A 15,769-nucleotide genomic window follows, 5' to 3' on the forward strand; every position below is an offset into this window, starting at 1 on the left:
TTTTTAATTACCTTCCTTCAAAATAAATCCGAATGAAAAAGTTCTTTATTAGTATATGCTTATTGATATTTGCCTTTGGAGCAAAGGGTCAGGAGTTTTCAATAGGTCCCAAGCTAGGTGTTTCCCAATCCAGTTTGGCCTTGAATGGAGAGGGGTTCACTTCGGGTGAAGACAAAATAGGTTATCATTTAGGTCTATTTGTAAGAATGGGTGGAAATTCCATTTTTGCGCAGCCCGAGTTTTTATTTACAAATACAGGTGGGAGCATCGTTCAGCAAATGCCTTCGGGAGCTGAAGAAGTTTTGCAGGCCAGTTTCAACAGACTCGATGTTCCTCTGATGTTTGGGTTTAAGTTGGCAAGCTTTTTCAGGATACAAGCGGGCCCCATAGCCTCAGTTTTAATTGATTATAAGTTAGAGGATGCCTTACAGAATGCGCGAGAATTAGACTATAGCAGTTCTACATTAGGGTATCAAGCAGGAATAGGTCTAGATATAGGTAACCTAATTTTAGATTTTAAATTTGAAAATTCCCTAGGTAGGATTGCAAGAAGCGTGGTAGGATTTGAGACTGATCAAAGACAGAATCAACTGATTTTATCAGCGGGCTTTCGGTTGTTTTAACAAATCATCAAAAAAAGCTCAGCCTAGGGGTCAGGCTGAGCTTTTGCTTTTTTTGTTCCTGTCTTATTTCACTTCAAAATTAAATTCGCTTGACTTACTTCCTTTTTGGAGCAATAGTTTAAACTTTCCTCTGCCAATATTGCCATATTCCCAAGAGGCTTGATTGAATCCTTTTTGGGCTGCATGTATCCAGTTATGGATTTTTTCATCTTTGGCATCTATGATTGTTATGGCTACATCACCTGCTTCCTGACTATAGAAAAGGATATTTTGCTTGGGTTTGTTGACAATACCATCCATCCATATGGCCATTCTAGGGTTATAGCGGATTTCTGAAGCCATTAAAACCATCATTTCCTGTTCGCCACTTTCTAGCCATTGGTATAGTGGGTTTAAATCAACAATGTACGCACTTCTGCCGTGGGTGCCAATTACAAGATCATTTTCCTTTTTTTGTATGGCCAAATCATAAATCGCTACGTTAGGAATATTTCCCTGAAAAAGGTCATAATTTTTCCCTCCATCCAAACTTAGGTAAAGACCATGATCTGTGCCCACATATAAGATGTTTTCGTGGTGATGATCTTCTTTGATTACATTGGCAGCCTCCTTTGGCAGACCTTGGGCTATAGAAACCCATGTTTTGCCATAGTCAGTACTTTTATAAACAAATGGGGTGAATTCATCATACCTATATCCAGTTAGAGTTGCATAGACAAGGCCTTCTAAATGTTGTGATGGTGTAATACTGCTGATCCACCGGTCTTGGGGCAATCCTTTGCTGATATCTACCCAGTTTTTTCCATGATCCCTGGTAATCCAGATGTTTCCATCATCTGATCCGGCATATAATACCCCAAACTCTAGTGGAGACTCTTCGATAACCGTCAACGAAGCAAAAGGGACGTTACCGCTTTTTTTGTTTTTTGTTAGGTCAGGTGAAATGGTTTGCCAAGTATCTCCTCTGTCCAGGCTACGGTATACATATTGGGAACCCATGTAAAATATGTCTTGATTATGTTTGCTGAGAATAGCGGGAGTTCGCCAGTTCCATCTGTTAGGATCGTTACCTATATCATGTGAAGGGGTAACCCTTTTTCTTTCTCCGGTTTCAGTGTTGATCCTGAAATAATTTCCAAACTGGAAGCCGGTATAAACGATCTCATTTGTTCTTGTATCTACTGCGACAACCATGCCATCACCTCCCATTAGTGAGGTCCAAACATCAGAGGGTTTTCCAGTAGACTTACCATACCATACACCATTATCCTGCATCCCTCCATACACGTTATAAGGTGTTTTTTCATCAACCATGATAGAATAAAACTGGCTGATGGTCAATTCGGTGTTAAGATGATCCCACCTTTCTCCTCCCCCATAAGACAGGTATAAGCCCCCATCATTTCCTAGAACCATATGTTTGCTGTCATTGGGGTTGATCCAAAGTGCCTGGTGGTCAGAGTGGACGTTGCCAACCGTATCAGTTCGAGCGAAAGTTTTTCCCCCATCTCTGGATACAAGCAAAGGTACTCCTAGAATAAACACTTCATTTTCATCTCCACTGCTTACTCGGATTTCTCCGAAATAATAGCCGTAGGTATTGTAAACCCTACTTAAGTCTGATTCATTGACCTTTTTCCAATTCTTCCCAGCATCTTCAGAGCGGTAGACTTCAGCCCCTTTGATAGATGAGCTAAACAAAGCGGCATTGGCATCTGTTTCCTTTCCATTATAATTTGCAATTTGGACTGGTGTAATTTGGCCTCGCTGCAGTAGTCTTTTGACTGTTTTTGCATCATATTTGGAAGCAAACCTATTGGACCTAAGTACACGCTCAAGCTTTTCATCTTCTAGTTTGATGACATCTTGAACGCTCATATTCTGAAAGTTACTAAGGCTCAACTCATTATTTCCAGATGTGCGCTCGGTCTGTCTTGGTGTCGCTGTATCATCATGAGCCTGATTGTCCAATAGGGCATAGACTATACCAGGTTGACTTTGACTGAAGTCAAAACCAATTCTGCCAACAAATTCGCCTTGAGGAAATCCACCTATAGACTTTGACCAAGTCTCTCCGCCATCTTCTGATCTCCAAATAGAAGAACCTTTTCCATTGCCAATAAAATCATGTGCCTGTCTAAATCTTTCCCAGGTGGCAGCCAATAAAATATCAGGATTACTGGGATGGACCTTAATGTCTATAACCCCTGTGTTGTCATCGATGTAGAGCGTTCTTTTCCATGTCTTCCCTCCATCAGTGGTTCTATAAAGCCCACGTTCCTCATTACTGGAATATAAGGCACCCATCGAACCTACCCATACAATATCCGGGTTGGTAGGGTGAATTTGTATCTGTCCGATATGCTGTGAAAATGGAAGTCCGATATACTCCCATGATGAACCAGCATCGGTGCTTTTGTAAACACCAGCTCCTGCGTAAGTCGAACGGCTGGAATTGTTTTCTCCAGTTCCGACCCAAATGATATTATCATCCGAGGGTGCAATAGCCATATCTCCAATACCTAATGCACCTAAATGGTCAAATATAGGGTTGAATGATTGTCCGTTATCTGTTGTCTTCCAGACTCCTCCTGAGGCAGCTGCGATGTAGTAGGTTTTGAAATCACTGCTCACTTCGATATCTACGACACGGCCACTCATATTGGTAGGGCCTATATTTCTTGCCGGATAATCTCTATAGGGCGTAACCTCAAACATTTCTTGATGCCTCTTAACTGCTTCCTGCATTTCTTTTGAGGAAGTGGCCTTGATTTGTTGGGCTTCCAGTGTTTGGAAAAGGAATAAGAACAGCATTCCAAAGCCCCCAATTTTTGATAGGGTAATAATATTTTTCATAAGATTTATTTATTTCTGATTCAATATAAAGAATGATCTCCTTACAGCCTTAAAATATTTATGAATTGGTCAGCTTCGGGATGATTGGATGATAGTTGTGGTTTGTTGGAAGGTTAATATTAAAGCGGGATTGTGGAATTATTTATATACAATTTCTATATTTGTTGAGATCAATCCTAAAATCATGAGCAAGTATTTGAGGTATACCAAGAACTTTTATTTCATGTTCACTTTATTTTTTGTGATTTGGATGGTGTTCATTGATTCCAATGATGTTTTCACTCAATTTAAACTTAGCTCAAAACTTAAAGAGCTTGAAAATCAAAAGGATTTTTACATTGAAAAGAAGGAGAAAATAAAGGAAGACAGAGAGGAGCTGATGAGCAATAGTGAGATGTTGGAAAAGTTTGCAAGAGAACGCTATTTAATGAAAAAGAAATCTGAAGATCTTTATGTGGTGGTTGAAGAGTAAGGCTTTATATTTTTTATTGGCATTTTACTTTGTATTTAATTTTTCCGCTACTGCCCAACGGGTTATTGATGAGGGCAATCGACCGCCCTTGAAGGACAGGATATATTATGGTGGGAATTTCGGCATGTCTTTCGGTACCATCACTTTCATAGATGTATCTCCTTTAGTAGGTGCGATGGTAACCAATAGACTTTCTGGAGGAGTTGGCGGTACTTACCAATATTTCAACGATAGGAGATTTATTGGTGGCAATAGTAGTCTTTATGGAGCAAGGGTTTTTAGCCGTTACAATGTTTTTCCCAATGTTTTCGCCCACGCAGAATATGAAAACTTAAATTTTGATTTATACAATCCGAGTTCTGATAGATTTGAAAGGTCCTGGGTTCCTGGTTTTTTAATAGGAGGGGGGTACTTTACCCCATTTGGACAAAGAGGCGGGGCTAATTTCACATTTTTGTATAACCTTTTGTACGATGTAAGGAGGTCTCCTTATAACGAACCTTTTGTTATCCGGTTTGGTTTCGTACTTTAAAACCTTAAAAGCTTTCTTTTAAACCCATGGAATCATTGATCAAAAAACTCAGTCAGTCTCATAGGGACTGTCCCCAATGTCCTTCACCAAAGGTGGTTCATACATTTTTCGAAAATGTGTTGGGCTTACTTTTCCCGGATTATGCATCCGAATTGTTGAAAGAGGAAGAGCAGATCAGTGAAAAAATAGAAGAACTCAAGCATACGCTAAGTAGGGTTTTGATAAGAAATAAGCACTTGCATGATGGTGATGGTGCTGAAATAGCCTATCAGTTTTTTAAACGCTTGGAAAAAGTATATGAATTACTTCTCCAAGATGTTCAGGCCATGTTTGATGGAGATCCGGCTGCCAAGTCAACCACTGAAATCATCCGCTGCTATCCGGGTTTTTATGCTGTGGCTGCTTATAGAATTGCCCATTTATTACATGAGATGGGCGTTACGCTGATCCCAAGAATGATTACAGAGTACGCGCATAGCAAGACTGGCGTGGATATTCATCCTGGTGCGAAAATAGGAGAAAGGTTTTGTATAGACCATGGTACTGGGATCGTAATAGGGGAGACAACAGTTATTGGAGATTGCGTCAAAATTTATCAAGGGGTTACGCTAGGTGCATTAAGCGTCGAGAAATCTGATGCAGATAAGAAGCGTCATCCAACTATTGAAGATTATGTGGTGATTTATGCCGGGGCCACCATCTTGGGAGGGGATACCATTATTGGAGAAAACTCCATCATTGGAGGAAATGTGTGGATTACCAAAAGCGTACCTAGCAATAGTAAGATTTATTATCAGGCCAAAATGTACAACCCTGGTTCTGATGAGACTGATACCTATATCATAAAAAACTGATTATGAAGCTGGTTGAACTAATAGGAAATACACCTTTAATTGAATTATCACATGTACCCATCAATCCTAAAGTAAAGGTTTTCTGTAAGCTTGAGGGACAAAACCCAGGAGGTAGTGTAAAGGATAGGGCAGCTTACCATATGATCAAAAGTGCTTTACAAAGAGGAGATATTCAATCAGGTGATCGTTTGGTTGAGGCTACAAGTGGAAACACTGGAATTGCACTGGCTATGGTGGCCAATGTCTTAGGGTTGCATATGACTTTGATCATGCCGGACAACTCTACCCGTGAAAGGATACTTTCCATGGAGGCATACGGTGCCAAGGTGATACGTACGCCAGCTGCTAAAACCATAGAGTATTCAAGAGAGTTGGCAGAGGAGATGGCTGAAAAAGAAGGATATTTTATGCTAAATCAGTTTGCCAACCCTGATAACTACTTGGCGCATTATGAAAGTACTGGTCCGGAAATATGGAGAGATACGGAGGGGAAGGTCACCCATTTCGTCTCGGCAATGGGTACTACAGGTACCATAATGGGAGTGTCTATGTTTTTAAAAGAAATGAATCCAAATGTTCAGATTGTTGGGACGCAGCCTACGGATGGTTCCAATATTCCAGGGATCAGGCGTTGGTCACCAGAGTTTCTTCCTAAAATTTTTGATGCCTCAAGGGTAGATCAAGTCATTGACGTAAGTCAACATGAAGCTACATTAATGACAAGAAGGATGGCTAAGGAAGAAGGTATTCTTGCAGGTATGAGTAGTGGAGGGGCTCTTCATGCGGCAATGCAATTATCTCAAAATTTAGATGAAGGATTCATTGTATGCATTACCTGTGACAGAGGAGATAGGTATCTTAGTTCTGATCTTTTTGGGTAAAAAATCTCCAACCTGTAAGTTGGAGATTTTTTATGATGGGTTGCCTTTTTTTAAACCTTATCCGGTTCAGGGTGAACCCATGGTTTCCTATAGGTTCTTCTTAATTTAGCCGTAGCTTCAGGGTCATTTACGATAATCATCTTTTGAGGATCGTAAACCAAGGGTCTGCCGTCAAGTTCCATAGAAATATTTGCCAAGATGCAAGAAGCTGTTGAAATATGACCTTCTTCTATATCTGCAACAGGGAGTTTATTTTCCTTTATGGCGGCAATTAAATTCAACATCTGTCTTCTTGTGGCGGGTGCTGCATTTAGTTCAATTCGGTCTTCTTTCAAGTCTTCCGGATATTCCTCTCTTTCATACAGGCAGTCATATAGGATTTTATCACCTTTCCCATAAGGGAAGTATTCTGCTTTCAAGGTACTGCCTGCCAACATGCCATGTTCTCCAAAAATCTTAAAGGCCCAAGGATACTCCGGATCAACAGGATTTCCCCAAGATCGATGTTGCCACACTACATTCATCTCATCGTATTCAAAGATTGCAGTTTGGGTGTCAGAAATATTGGATTTGCCCTCTTTTTGTACAAATATACCCCCTGAGGAGGTGATTTTTTTGGGCCAGCCCAAACCAAGGAGCCAGCGTACGGTGTCCAGCATGTGTACGCACATGTCTCCTGTTATTCCATTACCATATTCCATAAAGGTTCTCCACCACCTGATATGGGGAAGGCCATCATAAGGCCTTAAAGGAGCAGGCCCAGTCCACATGTCATAATCTAAAAAATCAGGCACAGGTTCCTCATCAGGATTGCCATTTGCCCTCATGTGGTAATAACAGCAAATCTCTACATGGGAAATTTTACCTAATTTCCCGCTTTCCAAAATTTCCTTTTTGGCATCTATCAAATGGGGGGTACTTCTCCTTTGCACACCTACCTGTACTTTTTTATTGTATTTTCTAGCAGCAGCCACGACAGCCTCCCCTTCGATAACATCCACCGAAATTGGCTTTTGCAAATAGACATGAGAACCCGCTTGGATGGCGGCAATCGCTTGGAGCGCATGCCAATGGTCTGGAGTTCCAATTACAGTGATGTCTAATTTGTGGTTTTTGAGCAACTCCCTGTAATCTTTATAAAGCGAAGGTGTTTTTCCACTTTTTGACCTTTGCGCAACTAAACTGCCAGCTTCATTGAGTAGGTTGGAATCCACATCACAAAGGGCTACTACATCACAATTGGCAATCTGCATGAGGCGGAAAAGATCACTTTTCCCATACCACCCGGTGCCAATTAAGGCCACTTTTAGTGGCTCTTCATTGTGGATAGGGTGCATGCCCATAAGGCCCATACTTGCCAACGCAAGTGTGGCAGCACTACTGCTTTTGAGAAAATCTCGACGGTTTAGACGATTCATAGGTCTTTGGGTTAATAGGTTTTGAACATTTATTTCAACAATTTACAAAAAGGTCAAAACCAAACCAATGCCTTTTGATGAATGGCAGAATAAAAAGAAAAACAAGACGCTTAAATTTTAAAAATGGGGATTGTCAACCGCCCTCAAGCCAATATAAATACCTAATCACTCTCCTTGTTGCAGCAAATAAGAAAGGAAAAAAAATTTTGTGCCACTAAAGAAGAAAAAGTTAGAGACTTACCTCCAATTTTTCTCCCAATAGATTTAAATCTTCCACTACGGGACCTAACAAAGGTATTCCCTCTTTTCTTCTAAGAGCCTCCAATTCCCTTTCCGGGTCTCCCGGGATAATTACTTTCTCATGGCCAGGTGTTGTGGCAGCATTTCTGAATCTGGAAATCCAATTGTCCATGTGCGTTTTAAATTCTTTTGCAGGCCTAAAAGCATCTACCCGCATGGCACCAAAAAAATGGCCGATCCCTTCTCCTACAGGATTGGGATCTGGCTCCAAAAAAGCCACAAATGGCGGTACCCAAGGACCATAATTCGCTCCGGAAAGAACTGCTGATAAAATATCTACAATCGAGCCTAATGCATAACCTTTGTGAGAACCATGTTCGCGATCACCACCCAAAGGAAGTAGGGCTCCACCTTTTTTAACGCCATTTGAATCCATGGTGGGATGTCCTTCTTTATCTTGCACCCAACCTAAAGGAGCATCTAAGTTTTTTCTTTGTAGGATTTCCAATTTGCCATTGGCAGCAGTAGTAGTAGCCATATCGGCTACAAATGGAGGCTGTTTGTCTGCAGGAATGGCAACAGAAATGGGATTGGTTCCCAACAAACGCTCTTTAGAAAAAGTAGGGCTCACCAATGGGCTGGCATTGGTCAAGGAAATTCCGATCATGTCATGGTCCAAGGCCATCATGGCGTGGTATCCTGCAATCCCGTAATGGTTAGAATTTTTCACAGCAACCCAGCCCGTACCTACATTTTTGGCTTTTTCTATGGCTACCTGCATGGCATAAGGGGCTACCACAAGACCAAGTCCACTATCTCCGTCTACTACGGCTGTGCTTGGAGTCTCGTGTACCACCCTAACCTGGGGTTTGCTATTGATCCTTCCCTTTTCCCAAAGTCGGACATAGCCTGAAAGTCTAGCAACACCGTGGGAATCCACCCCCCTTAAGTCTGCAGCAAGAAGCACATCAGCGGCCAGTTTAGCTTCTTTTTCTGTACAGCCAATTTTCAAAAGGATAGACTTTGTGAATTCGAATAACTGGGAATAAGAGAAAATCATGGGGTTATAATCAAATTGTTTCTTACCTGCTAAATACCGAGTGGAGGGAATCCTTGCCCATGAGCTTGGCAATAGCACCTTCCTTAAGCGCAAAGTTGGAACAAATTAAGGTGTCTACAGGCAATAGCGTTAAAATATATTTTATCAAACAAGAGGCAACTACAATCATATCTACCCGCATGGGAATCATTCCCGGGATTTTTAACCGTTCTTCTTTGGTGAGGGTAAGCAACTTACCGGCAATCTTTTCAAATTCCGTTTTTGGTAATTCAAATACTTGCTGATTTCTCCCTTTTTTTTCGTGAAGAGCAGCAAAATAAATATCTGTTAAAGTGTCAAAGGTTCCTGAGGCTCCAACCAATCCAGCAGGGCGATAGTCTTCTATAGCATGCTTTAAAGGCTCCAGTTTCTCAGTGAGATAAGCGGTAAGTTTATCGACTTCATCTTGCAGGATAGGGTCATGTCCGTGGAACAGGTCCAGCATCCTTTGTCCGCCTATTTCAAAGCTTTGTTTCCATAATACCTGCTGTTGGTTACCGATGATAAATTCCACTGAACCACCACCTATATCCATCATGAGGTAGGTTTCACCATTCAGTGAACCACTGAGTCTGATCCCTTCATAAATCATTTGGGCTTCCTCTTCTCCATCAATCACATTGACATAGATCTGAAACTTTTCTTTGATTTCTTCCACAAAATTGACCCCATTATCGGCATTTCTGACCGCACTGGTTGCAAATGCAAAAATATTTGCAATACCTTCACCATCAATGAGGTGCTTAAAGTGCTTCAACGTATGAAGAGCCCTTTTCTTTGCATCAGGATGGATGAAATTCTGGTTGATGCCTCCTTGGCCGATTTTAACCGGTACTTTTTCTTTGTAAAGGGTTTCAAAACGGTTTCCATACAACTCAACCAACACCAAATGAAAGGTGTTGGTACCCATGTCAATGATTGCTGCCTTGGTTGGAATCATGTCAGCTTATTTTTTGGTTGTGCGAATATAGAAAGTTTATTCAAAATGCATTGGAAATCACTTTTTAATCTCAGTAGATTGAAAATACTTTGATTCTAGTGGTAATTTATTTTTACCCTTATTTGCCCCTCCTTATATTTGGGACAAACCAAAATGACTTTAGAGCTATGGATAGCAATATCAAAGGTGTATATACCCTTCCTTCTAACAAGGATAAAATTGAGCTTTTGCAAAAAAAGAATGAAGAAGCACTACTGGGAGGTGGCCAAAAGCGAATAGCGGCTCAGCATAAGAAAGGAAAGTTGACCGCAAGGGAGAGGATTCACTTGTTATTGGATGAAGGCACATTTCAGGAAATTGACAAATTTGTAATGCATCGGGCCAAGGACTTTGGTTTGGATAAAGAGCATTATTTAGGAGATGGTGTGGTGACCGGATATGGAGAAATCAGTGGCCGATTGGTCTATGTCTATTCCCAAGATTTCACCGTTTTTGGAGGATCTCTTTCAGAAACCCATGCAGAGAAAATCTGTAAAATCATGGATATGGCCATGAAAAACGGTGCGCCTGTGATCGGGTTGAATGATTCAGGGGGTGCAAGGATTCAGGAAGGAGTGGTTTCTCTGGGCGGATATGCCGATATTTTTTACAGAAATACGCTAGCTTCCGGCGTGGTGCCACAGATTTCAGCCATCATGGGGCCTTGCGCAGGTGGGGCTGTGTACTCTCCGGCTATCACCGACTTTATTTTGATGGTAGAGAATACTTCCTACATGTTTGTGACAGGACCGAATGTGGTCAAGACCGTGACCCAGGAAAATGTCACTGCAGAGGAATTGGGGGGAGCCAGTACCCACAGCACCAAGAGTGGGGTGACCCATTTTGCCTGTGCCAATGAACTGGATTGTATCAACCACATCAAACAACTGCTGAGCTATATCCCGCAGAATTGCGAGGATGAGGCCCCGGTCTATGAATACGAGATTACGGAGGATGAGTCAAGACCACAATTGGATACTATTGTGCCAGACAACCCGAATCACCCATATGACATCAGGGAGGTTGTTGAAGGTATTGTAGATGAGGACTCATTTATGGAAGTACATAAGAATTATGCAGACAATATTGTCGTGGGATTTGCCAGGTTGGCAGGGAGAAGTATAGGGATTGTGGGTAACCAACCTCAGTCCATGGCCGGTGTTTTGGATAATGATGCTTCTATCAAAGCAGCCCGTTTTGTACGGTTTTGTGATTCCTTCAATGTGCCCTTGTTGGTTTTGGTGGATGTTCCTGGTTTCTTGCCCGGTACAGATCAGGAATGGAACGGGATTATTGTCAATGGGGCTAAATTGCTTTATGCTTTTTCAGAAGCTACTGTGCCAAGGGTGACTGTTATTACTCGTAAAGCTTATGGCGGTGCTTATGATGTAATGAATTCTAAGCATATAGGAGCAGACCTGAATTTTGCCTGGCCTACTGCTGAAATTGCGGTGATGGGTGCCAAAGGAGCAGCTGAAATCATATTCAAGCGGGAAATCGCAGAAGCTGAAAACCCAGAGGAAAAATTGCAGGAAAAAATAGATGAATACACTTCTAAATTTGCCAATCCATATCGTGCAGCCCATAGGGGATTTGTGGATGAGGTAATCATGCCTTCCGAAACCAGGGAAAAATTAATCAGGGCCTATAAAATGCTTGAAAACAAGGTGGATAAGCTGCCTAGGAAGAAGCACGGGAATATCCCTCTCTAAGTAATTATTTAATAAATAATCAGTTGATTGAGTTGTGGCTTGGATTATTGATTAATTACACGATTAAGCTGGTAACTGGTGTTTGTTATTTTAAGCACCCTAAAACCAATCGCCAATCCCTGAATTACTTAGTATTCAGTCACTCAATCAAGCAATTAACCAAATCAACCAATAAATACAAACCAATTCCTAAATATGTGCAGCTCTCAGACTTTCCTTTATAAATACCTCAACAATGCCTCTCCAACCGGATTTGAAGCATCTGGCCAGCAGATTTGGCTAGATTACGTGAAGCCTTTTGTTGATACTTACTTTACCGACCACTATGGTACTGCTGTGGGAGTGATCAATCCCGAGCATTCTTATAAAGTGGTGATTGAAGCACATGCTGACGAGATTTCCTGGTTTGTCAATTATATCACGCCAGAGGGTTATATTTATGTGAGAAGAAATGGTGGTTCGGATCATATGATTGCGCCATCCATGCGGGTAAATATCCATACCGATAAGGGGATTGTTCCTGGAGTATTCGGTTGGCCAGCCATTCATGTAAGGAAAGAAGGTAAGGAAGATGCACCTACTTTGGATAATATTTTCATAGATGTGGGTGCTCGGTCAAACGATGAAGTGTTGGAAATGGGTATACATGTTGGTTGTGTGATTACCTTCAAAGATGAATTACAGGAATTAAATGGCAAGTTCTTGTCAGGAAGGGCGCTGGATAACAGGATTGGGGGTTTTATGATTGCCGAGGTATTGAAAAAAATCAAGGAATCTGGTATAAACCTCCCTTTTGGTCTTTATGTGGTCAATGCGGTACAGGAAGAAATTGGATTAAGGGGTGCTGAGATGATTGCTGCCCGGATCAAGCCTAATGTGGCCATCATTACCGATGTCTGCCATGATACCACTGCTCCCATGTATAGTAAAATCAGTTCTGGCGACCAAGCTGCAGGGAAAGGTCCAGTACTTACTTATGGTGCTGCCGTGCATAAAAAACTGTTAGATTCGATTATTGCTACGGCAAAGAAAAATGATATTCCTTTCCAAAGGGCAGCAGCTTCCAGAAGCACGGGAACGGATACCGATGCTTTTGCTTATTCCAATGAAGGCGTGCCTTCCGCTTTGATCTCCCTGCCATTGAAGTACATGCATACCACAGTGGAGACTGCTAGCAAAGAGGATATTGAAAACGTTATTGCATTAATGTATCATTTCTTGGTGGAATTTGATCCGGGTTTTGATTTTAGATACGTAGTGTAAGAGACTAGAAGCGAGAAGCGAGAGGGTTAGACTTGATTTGTCGAATGACTTGATATTGTTGTATAGAAACAAGAAGCAAGAGTCAAGAAACAAGATAGATTATCGAACGCTCGTCGATTTTTCGATAAAGAGGCGAGACATTGGAATAATACGCAAATCGCAAGACAGATGGCTGATACAGTTTTTTGGGTTTTTGTTTTGACAGATACAGTTCAGAACAATGACAACCCGACAACCAAGACAACTAATCACCTATTAAAAATCAACCAATTCTTAATTCCTCATTCTTCATTCTCCATTAAAAAAAATGCCCCTCTTTACAGACCAAATGAACCGTACAGTCGACATCCCTGAGAAGCCTCAGCGGATTATTTCTTTGGTACCATCGCAGACGGAGTTGTTGGTTGATCTGGATTTGGAGGATAGGCTGGTTGGGCTGACCAAGTTTTGTGTGCACCACAAAGGGCTCAAAAAGCAAAAGACCATTATCGGTGGAACCAAAAACTTCCATTTCGATAAGATAGCTGCCCTTCAACCTGATTTGATTATTGGCAACAAAGAGGAAAACTATCAGGAAGGAATAGAGCTTTTGGCAGATAAATATCCGGTTTGGATGAGCGATATCTACACCTTGGAGGATGCTTTGGAGATGATGAAGGGAGTAGGGGCGATTACAGGAACTGCTGCTCAAGCAAAAAGATTGATTCATGAAATTAAGCAAGATATGGCCTCCCTTACTCAGGGAGCTAGGGGTACAACGGTGTATCTGATCTGGAAAGATCCACTGATGGCAGTTGGGCCACAAACATTTATCCACGATATGTTGGGCAGAGCGGGTTTTACCAACTTGGTCCAAGAGTCTCGTTACCCTGAACTTTCCATGGAGGATTTAAAAAACCTTTCCCCTGATTTTCTCCTGCTCAGTTCCGAACCTTTTCCCTTCAAACAAAAACACATTGATGAATTTGCTGCTCAATTACCGAAAACACATATTCAGTTGGTAGATGGGGAACTGTTTTCCTGGTATGGCAGTAGGCTGAGGTATTTTAGGGAGTATGTGGAAGGCTTGATTAGCTGAATCGCAGGAAATCTATTTTATTGTAAATTAGGAGGTTTGCCACTTTTGAAAAATGCCGTTTGTAAAAAAATAAAGCATTGAATCAGACTTTTGTAAAAAAATTAATTAATTTTTCAACCTAATAACAATCATCCATGTCCAATTGACGTGAATCCACAAATTCATAAATTGGGACCCGGTAAACATGAAATTGATATGAGATTAAAAAGTAATTGGATCTACTTGCTGGTTTTTTCTTTGGTTCTTTTAGGATGTGCTGCTGAAAAATCCGTGGAGAAGTTGGAGGAAATTGAGGAAATTATTATTCCTGACAATACCCTTACGGAAGATGAAAAAGCCATTGGTTGGATGTTGCTTTTCGATGGAGAAGACCCTGCTGGATGGAGGGCCTTCAATGGAACGGAATTCCCAGAGGGATGGACCGTGGAAGATGGAGCCTTGAAAGCCTTAGGGCTTGGTGGTGATATTGGTGGTGATATTGTCTTTGGACCTTTGGACTTTGAGAACTTTGAATTAGAGTTTACTTGGAAAATTGCCCCAGGAGGTAACAGCGGTGTTTTCTATCATGTGGTTGAAGGGCCGCAGTATAAAGCCCCTTACGAAACAGGCCCTGAATACCAAGTTATAGATCAGCTGGGATTTCCAGAGCCTTTGGAGGATTGGCAGTCCATAGCCTCTGATTATGGTATGTACCCAGGTGATGTTGAAGGTGTGGTCAAGCCTGCTGGCGAATGGAACGTTTCCAGAATAATATTCAGTAGGGAAAAAGCCAGTTATTGGTTGAATGGCAAAAAAACTTTAGAGTTTGTCCCTTATTCGGAGGATTGGGAAGCAAGGAGAAATAGTGGAAAGTGGGATGATTTTCCAGATTATGCCAAATTTAGAAGAGGATTGATTTCACTTCAGGATCATGGAAGTGAAGCTTGGTTTAAAAACATAAAAATAAGACCCCTATGAAAAAAACAATGCTAATAAGCGCCATGCTTTACATGGCCGTTTCTTTGTCATCTTGTCAGCAGAGCAATGAGATATCACTTTTCAATGGAAAAGACCTTTCCGGTTGGATAGTTTATGGAACTGAAAAATGGTATGTAGAAGATGGCCTTTTGGTTTCTGAAAGTGGCCCTGATAAAGAGTATGGTTATTTGGGCACGGAACAAAATTTCAAGGATTTTGAATTGAATGTAGAGTTCAAGCAAGAGGCAGATGGTAATAGCGGCGTATTTATCCGTTCTACAGTTGATGGCACTAAGGTGTCAGGTTGGCAAGTAGAAGTAGCGCCTCCGGGACAGCATACAGGCGGGATCTATGAATCTTATGGTAGGGGCTGGTTGATCCAGCCAGAGCCCGAAAAAGAAAGTGTTCTAAAGTATGGGGATTGGAATCATATGAAAATCATTGCTAAAGGTGATAGGGTGCAGTCTTTCCTTAATGGTGTAGAGATGGTTGATTTTTCAGATGAGAAAATAGGAGAGGGAGAAGGTGGAATCCTCTTGCAGATCCATGATGGAGGAGGAATAAAAGTGTATTGGAGAAATTTGGTAATCAAACCTCTTTAAAGCGAGTTTAAAAAATAGCATCCATGTCAAATTTGACATGGATGCTATTTTTTTTGTCCTGTATGTCAGTGATTTTAGTCCTATTTGAAAATATATATTAGTCCCTTCTTTGTGAATTGGAAAAAGCTCCCCACTTTTGCATTCCCGAACGGGGGAAAACAAGAAGGCAAGTCTGAAAGAAGAAAAAATATTTTCAGAATTTA

At 41.3% G+C, this 15,769-nt stretch carries 14 protein-coding genes; 10 read left to right on the forward strand and 4 right to left on the reverse strand.

The genetic code is table 11. The annotated features are described in order from the left end of the window. Positions 1 to 32 precede the first annotated feature (32 nt). Complete coding sequence (locus B879_RS13905) at positions 33 to 623, forward strand: porin family protein (RefSeq protein WP_009185830.1); 591 nt, start codon at positions 33 to 35, stop codon at positions 621 to 623. A gap of 63 nt (positions 624 to 686) precedes the next feature. Here B879_RS13905 and B879_RS13910 read toward each other — a convergent pair whose 3' ends face one another. Beyond that, positions 687 to 3,479 (reverse strand): WD40/YVTN/BNR-like repeat-containing protein, encoded by a 2,793-nt coding sequence (locus B879_RS13910; RefSeq protein WP_009185831.1) that lies wholly within the window; start codon positions 3,477 to 3,479, stop codon positions 687 to 689. Between the two features lie 184 nt (positions 3,480 to 3,663). Between B879_RS13910 and B879_RS13915 the strand changes: the two genes are divergently transcribed. Genes B879_RS13915 through cysM form a run of 4 tightly spaced genes read left to right on the forward strand, consistent with a single transcriptional unit; the run spans position 3,664 to position 6,218 of the window. Next, positions 3,664 to 3,951, forward strand: coding sequence for an FtsB family cell division protein (locus B879_RS13915; RefSeq protein WP_009185832.1), 288 nt, complete (start codon positions 3,664 to 3,666; stop codon positions 3,949 to 3,951). After that, the gene (locus tag B879_RS13920) at positions 3,932 to 4,483 is read left to right on the forward strand and encodes a hypothetical protein (protein ID WP_009185833.1); all 552 of its coding nucleotides are present in this window, start codon (positions 3,932 to 3,934) and stop codon (positions 4,481 to 4,483) included. The genes B879_RS13915 and B879_RS13920 overlap by 20 nt, the downstream gene beginning before the upstream one ends. A 26-nt stretch (positions 4,484 to 4,509) precedes the next feature. Then, a complete protein-coding gene (epsC, locus tag B879_RS13925; RefSeq protein WP_009185834.1) occupies positions 4,510 to 5,337 on the forward strand; it encodes a serine O-acetyltransferase EpsC in 828 nt (275 codons plus the stop codon). Positions 5,338 to 5,339: 2 nt separating this feature from the next. Then, on the forward strand, positions 5,340 to 6,218 hold the full coding sequence (gene cysM / locus B879_RS13930; RefSeq protein ID WP_009185835.1) for a cysteine synthase CysM: 879 nt from the start codon (positions 5,340 to 5,342) through the stop codon (positions 6,216 to 6,218). 50 nt (positions 6,219 to 6,268) lie between these two features. On the opposite strand, the gene B879_RS13935 is transcribed toward cysM, so the two are convergent. The 3 genes from B879_RS13935 to B879_RS13945 all read right to left on the reverse strand — a co-directional run bounded on the left by B879_RS13935 (position 6,269) and on the right by B879_RS13945 (position 9,915). Continuing rightward, the gene (locus B879_RS13935) at positions 6,269 to 7,636 is read right to left on the reverse strand and encodes a Gfo/Idh/MocA family oxidoreductase (protein WP_009185836.1); all 1,368 of its coding nucleotides are present in this window, start codon (positions 7,634 to 7,636) and stop codon (positions 6,269 to 6,271) included. Between the two features lie 229 nt (positions 7,637 to 7,865). Next, positions 7,866 to 8,936: an Ldh family oxidoreductase gene (locus B879_RS13940; RefSeq protein WP_009185837.1), complete on the reverse strand. Its 1,071-nt coding sequence runs from the start codon at positions 8,934 to 8,936 to the stop codon at positions 7,866 to 7,868. 22 nt (positions 8,937 to 8,958) lie between these two features. Beyond that, positions 8,959 to 9,915 carry a Ppx/GppA phosphatase family protein gene (locus tag B879_RS13945; RefSeq protein ID WP_009185838.1) on the reverse strand — a complete coding sequence of 319 codons (957 nt, stop codon included), beginning with the start codon at positions 9,913 to 9,915 and terminating at the stop codon, positions 8,959 to 8,961. A gap of 167 nt (positions 9,916 to 10,082) precedes the next feature. On the opposite strand from B879_RS13945, the gene B879_RS13950 reads away from it, so the two are divergent. The 5 genes from B879_RS13950 to B879_RS13970 all read left to right on the forward strand — a co-directional run bounded on the left by B879_RS13950 (position 10,083) and on the right by B879_RS13970 (position 15,566). Then, complete coding sequence (locus B879_RS13950) at positions 10,083 to 11,666, forward strand: acyl-CoA carboxylase subunit beta (RefSeq protein WP_040400744.1); 1,584 nt, start codon at positions 10,083 to 10,085, stop codon at positions 11,664 to 11,666. 195 nt (positions 11,667 to 11,861) lie between these two features. Then, entirely contained in the window at positions 11,862 to 12,929 is a 1,068-nt protein-coding gene (locus B879_RS13955; RefSeq protein WP_009185840.1) for a M42 family metallopeptidase, read from the forward strand. Positions 12,930 to 13,236: 307 nt separating this feature from the next. Continuing rightward, positions 13,237 to 14,007 (forward strand): ABC transporter substrate-binding protein, encoded by a 771-nt coding sequence (locus B879_RS13960; RefSeq protein WP_009185841.1) that lies wholly within the window; start codon positions 13,237 to 13,239, stop codon positions 14,005 to 14,007. A 195-nt stretch (positions 14,008 to 14,202) separates the two neighbouring features. Further along, positions 14,203 to 14,964 (forward strand): 3-keto-disaccharide hydrolase, encoded by a 762-nt coding sequence (locus B879_RS13965; RefSeq protein ID WP_009185842.1) that lies wholly within the window; start codon positions 14,203 to 14,205, stop codon positions 14,962 to 14,964. Next, on the forward strand, positions 14,961 to 15,566 hold the full coding sequence (locus tag B879_RS13970) for a 3-keto-disaccharide hydrolase (protein WP_009185843.1): 606 nt from the start codon (positions 14,961 to 14,963) through the stop codon (positions 15,564 to 15,566). Before B879_RS13965 ends, B879_RS13970 begins: the two co-directional genes overlap by 4 nt. The last annotated feature ends 203 nt before the right edge of the window (positions 15,567 to 15,769 follow it).

The organism is Cecembia lonarensis LW9, assembly GCF_000298295.1.
GTDB lineage: Bacteria > Bacteroidota > Bacteroidia > Cytophagales > Cyclobacteriaceae > Cecembia > Cecembia lonarensis.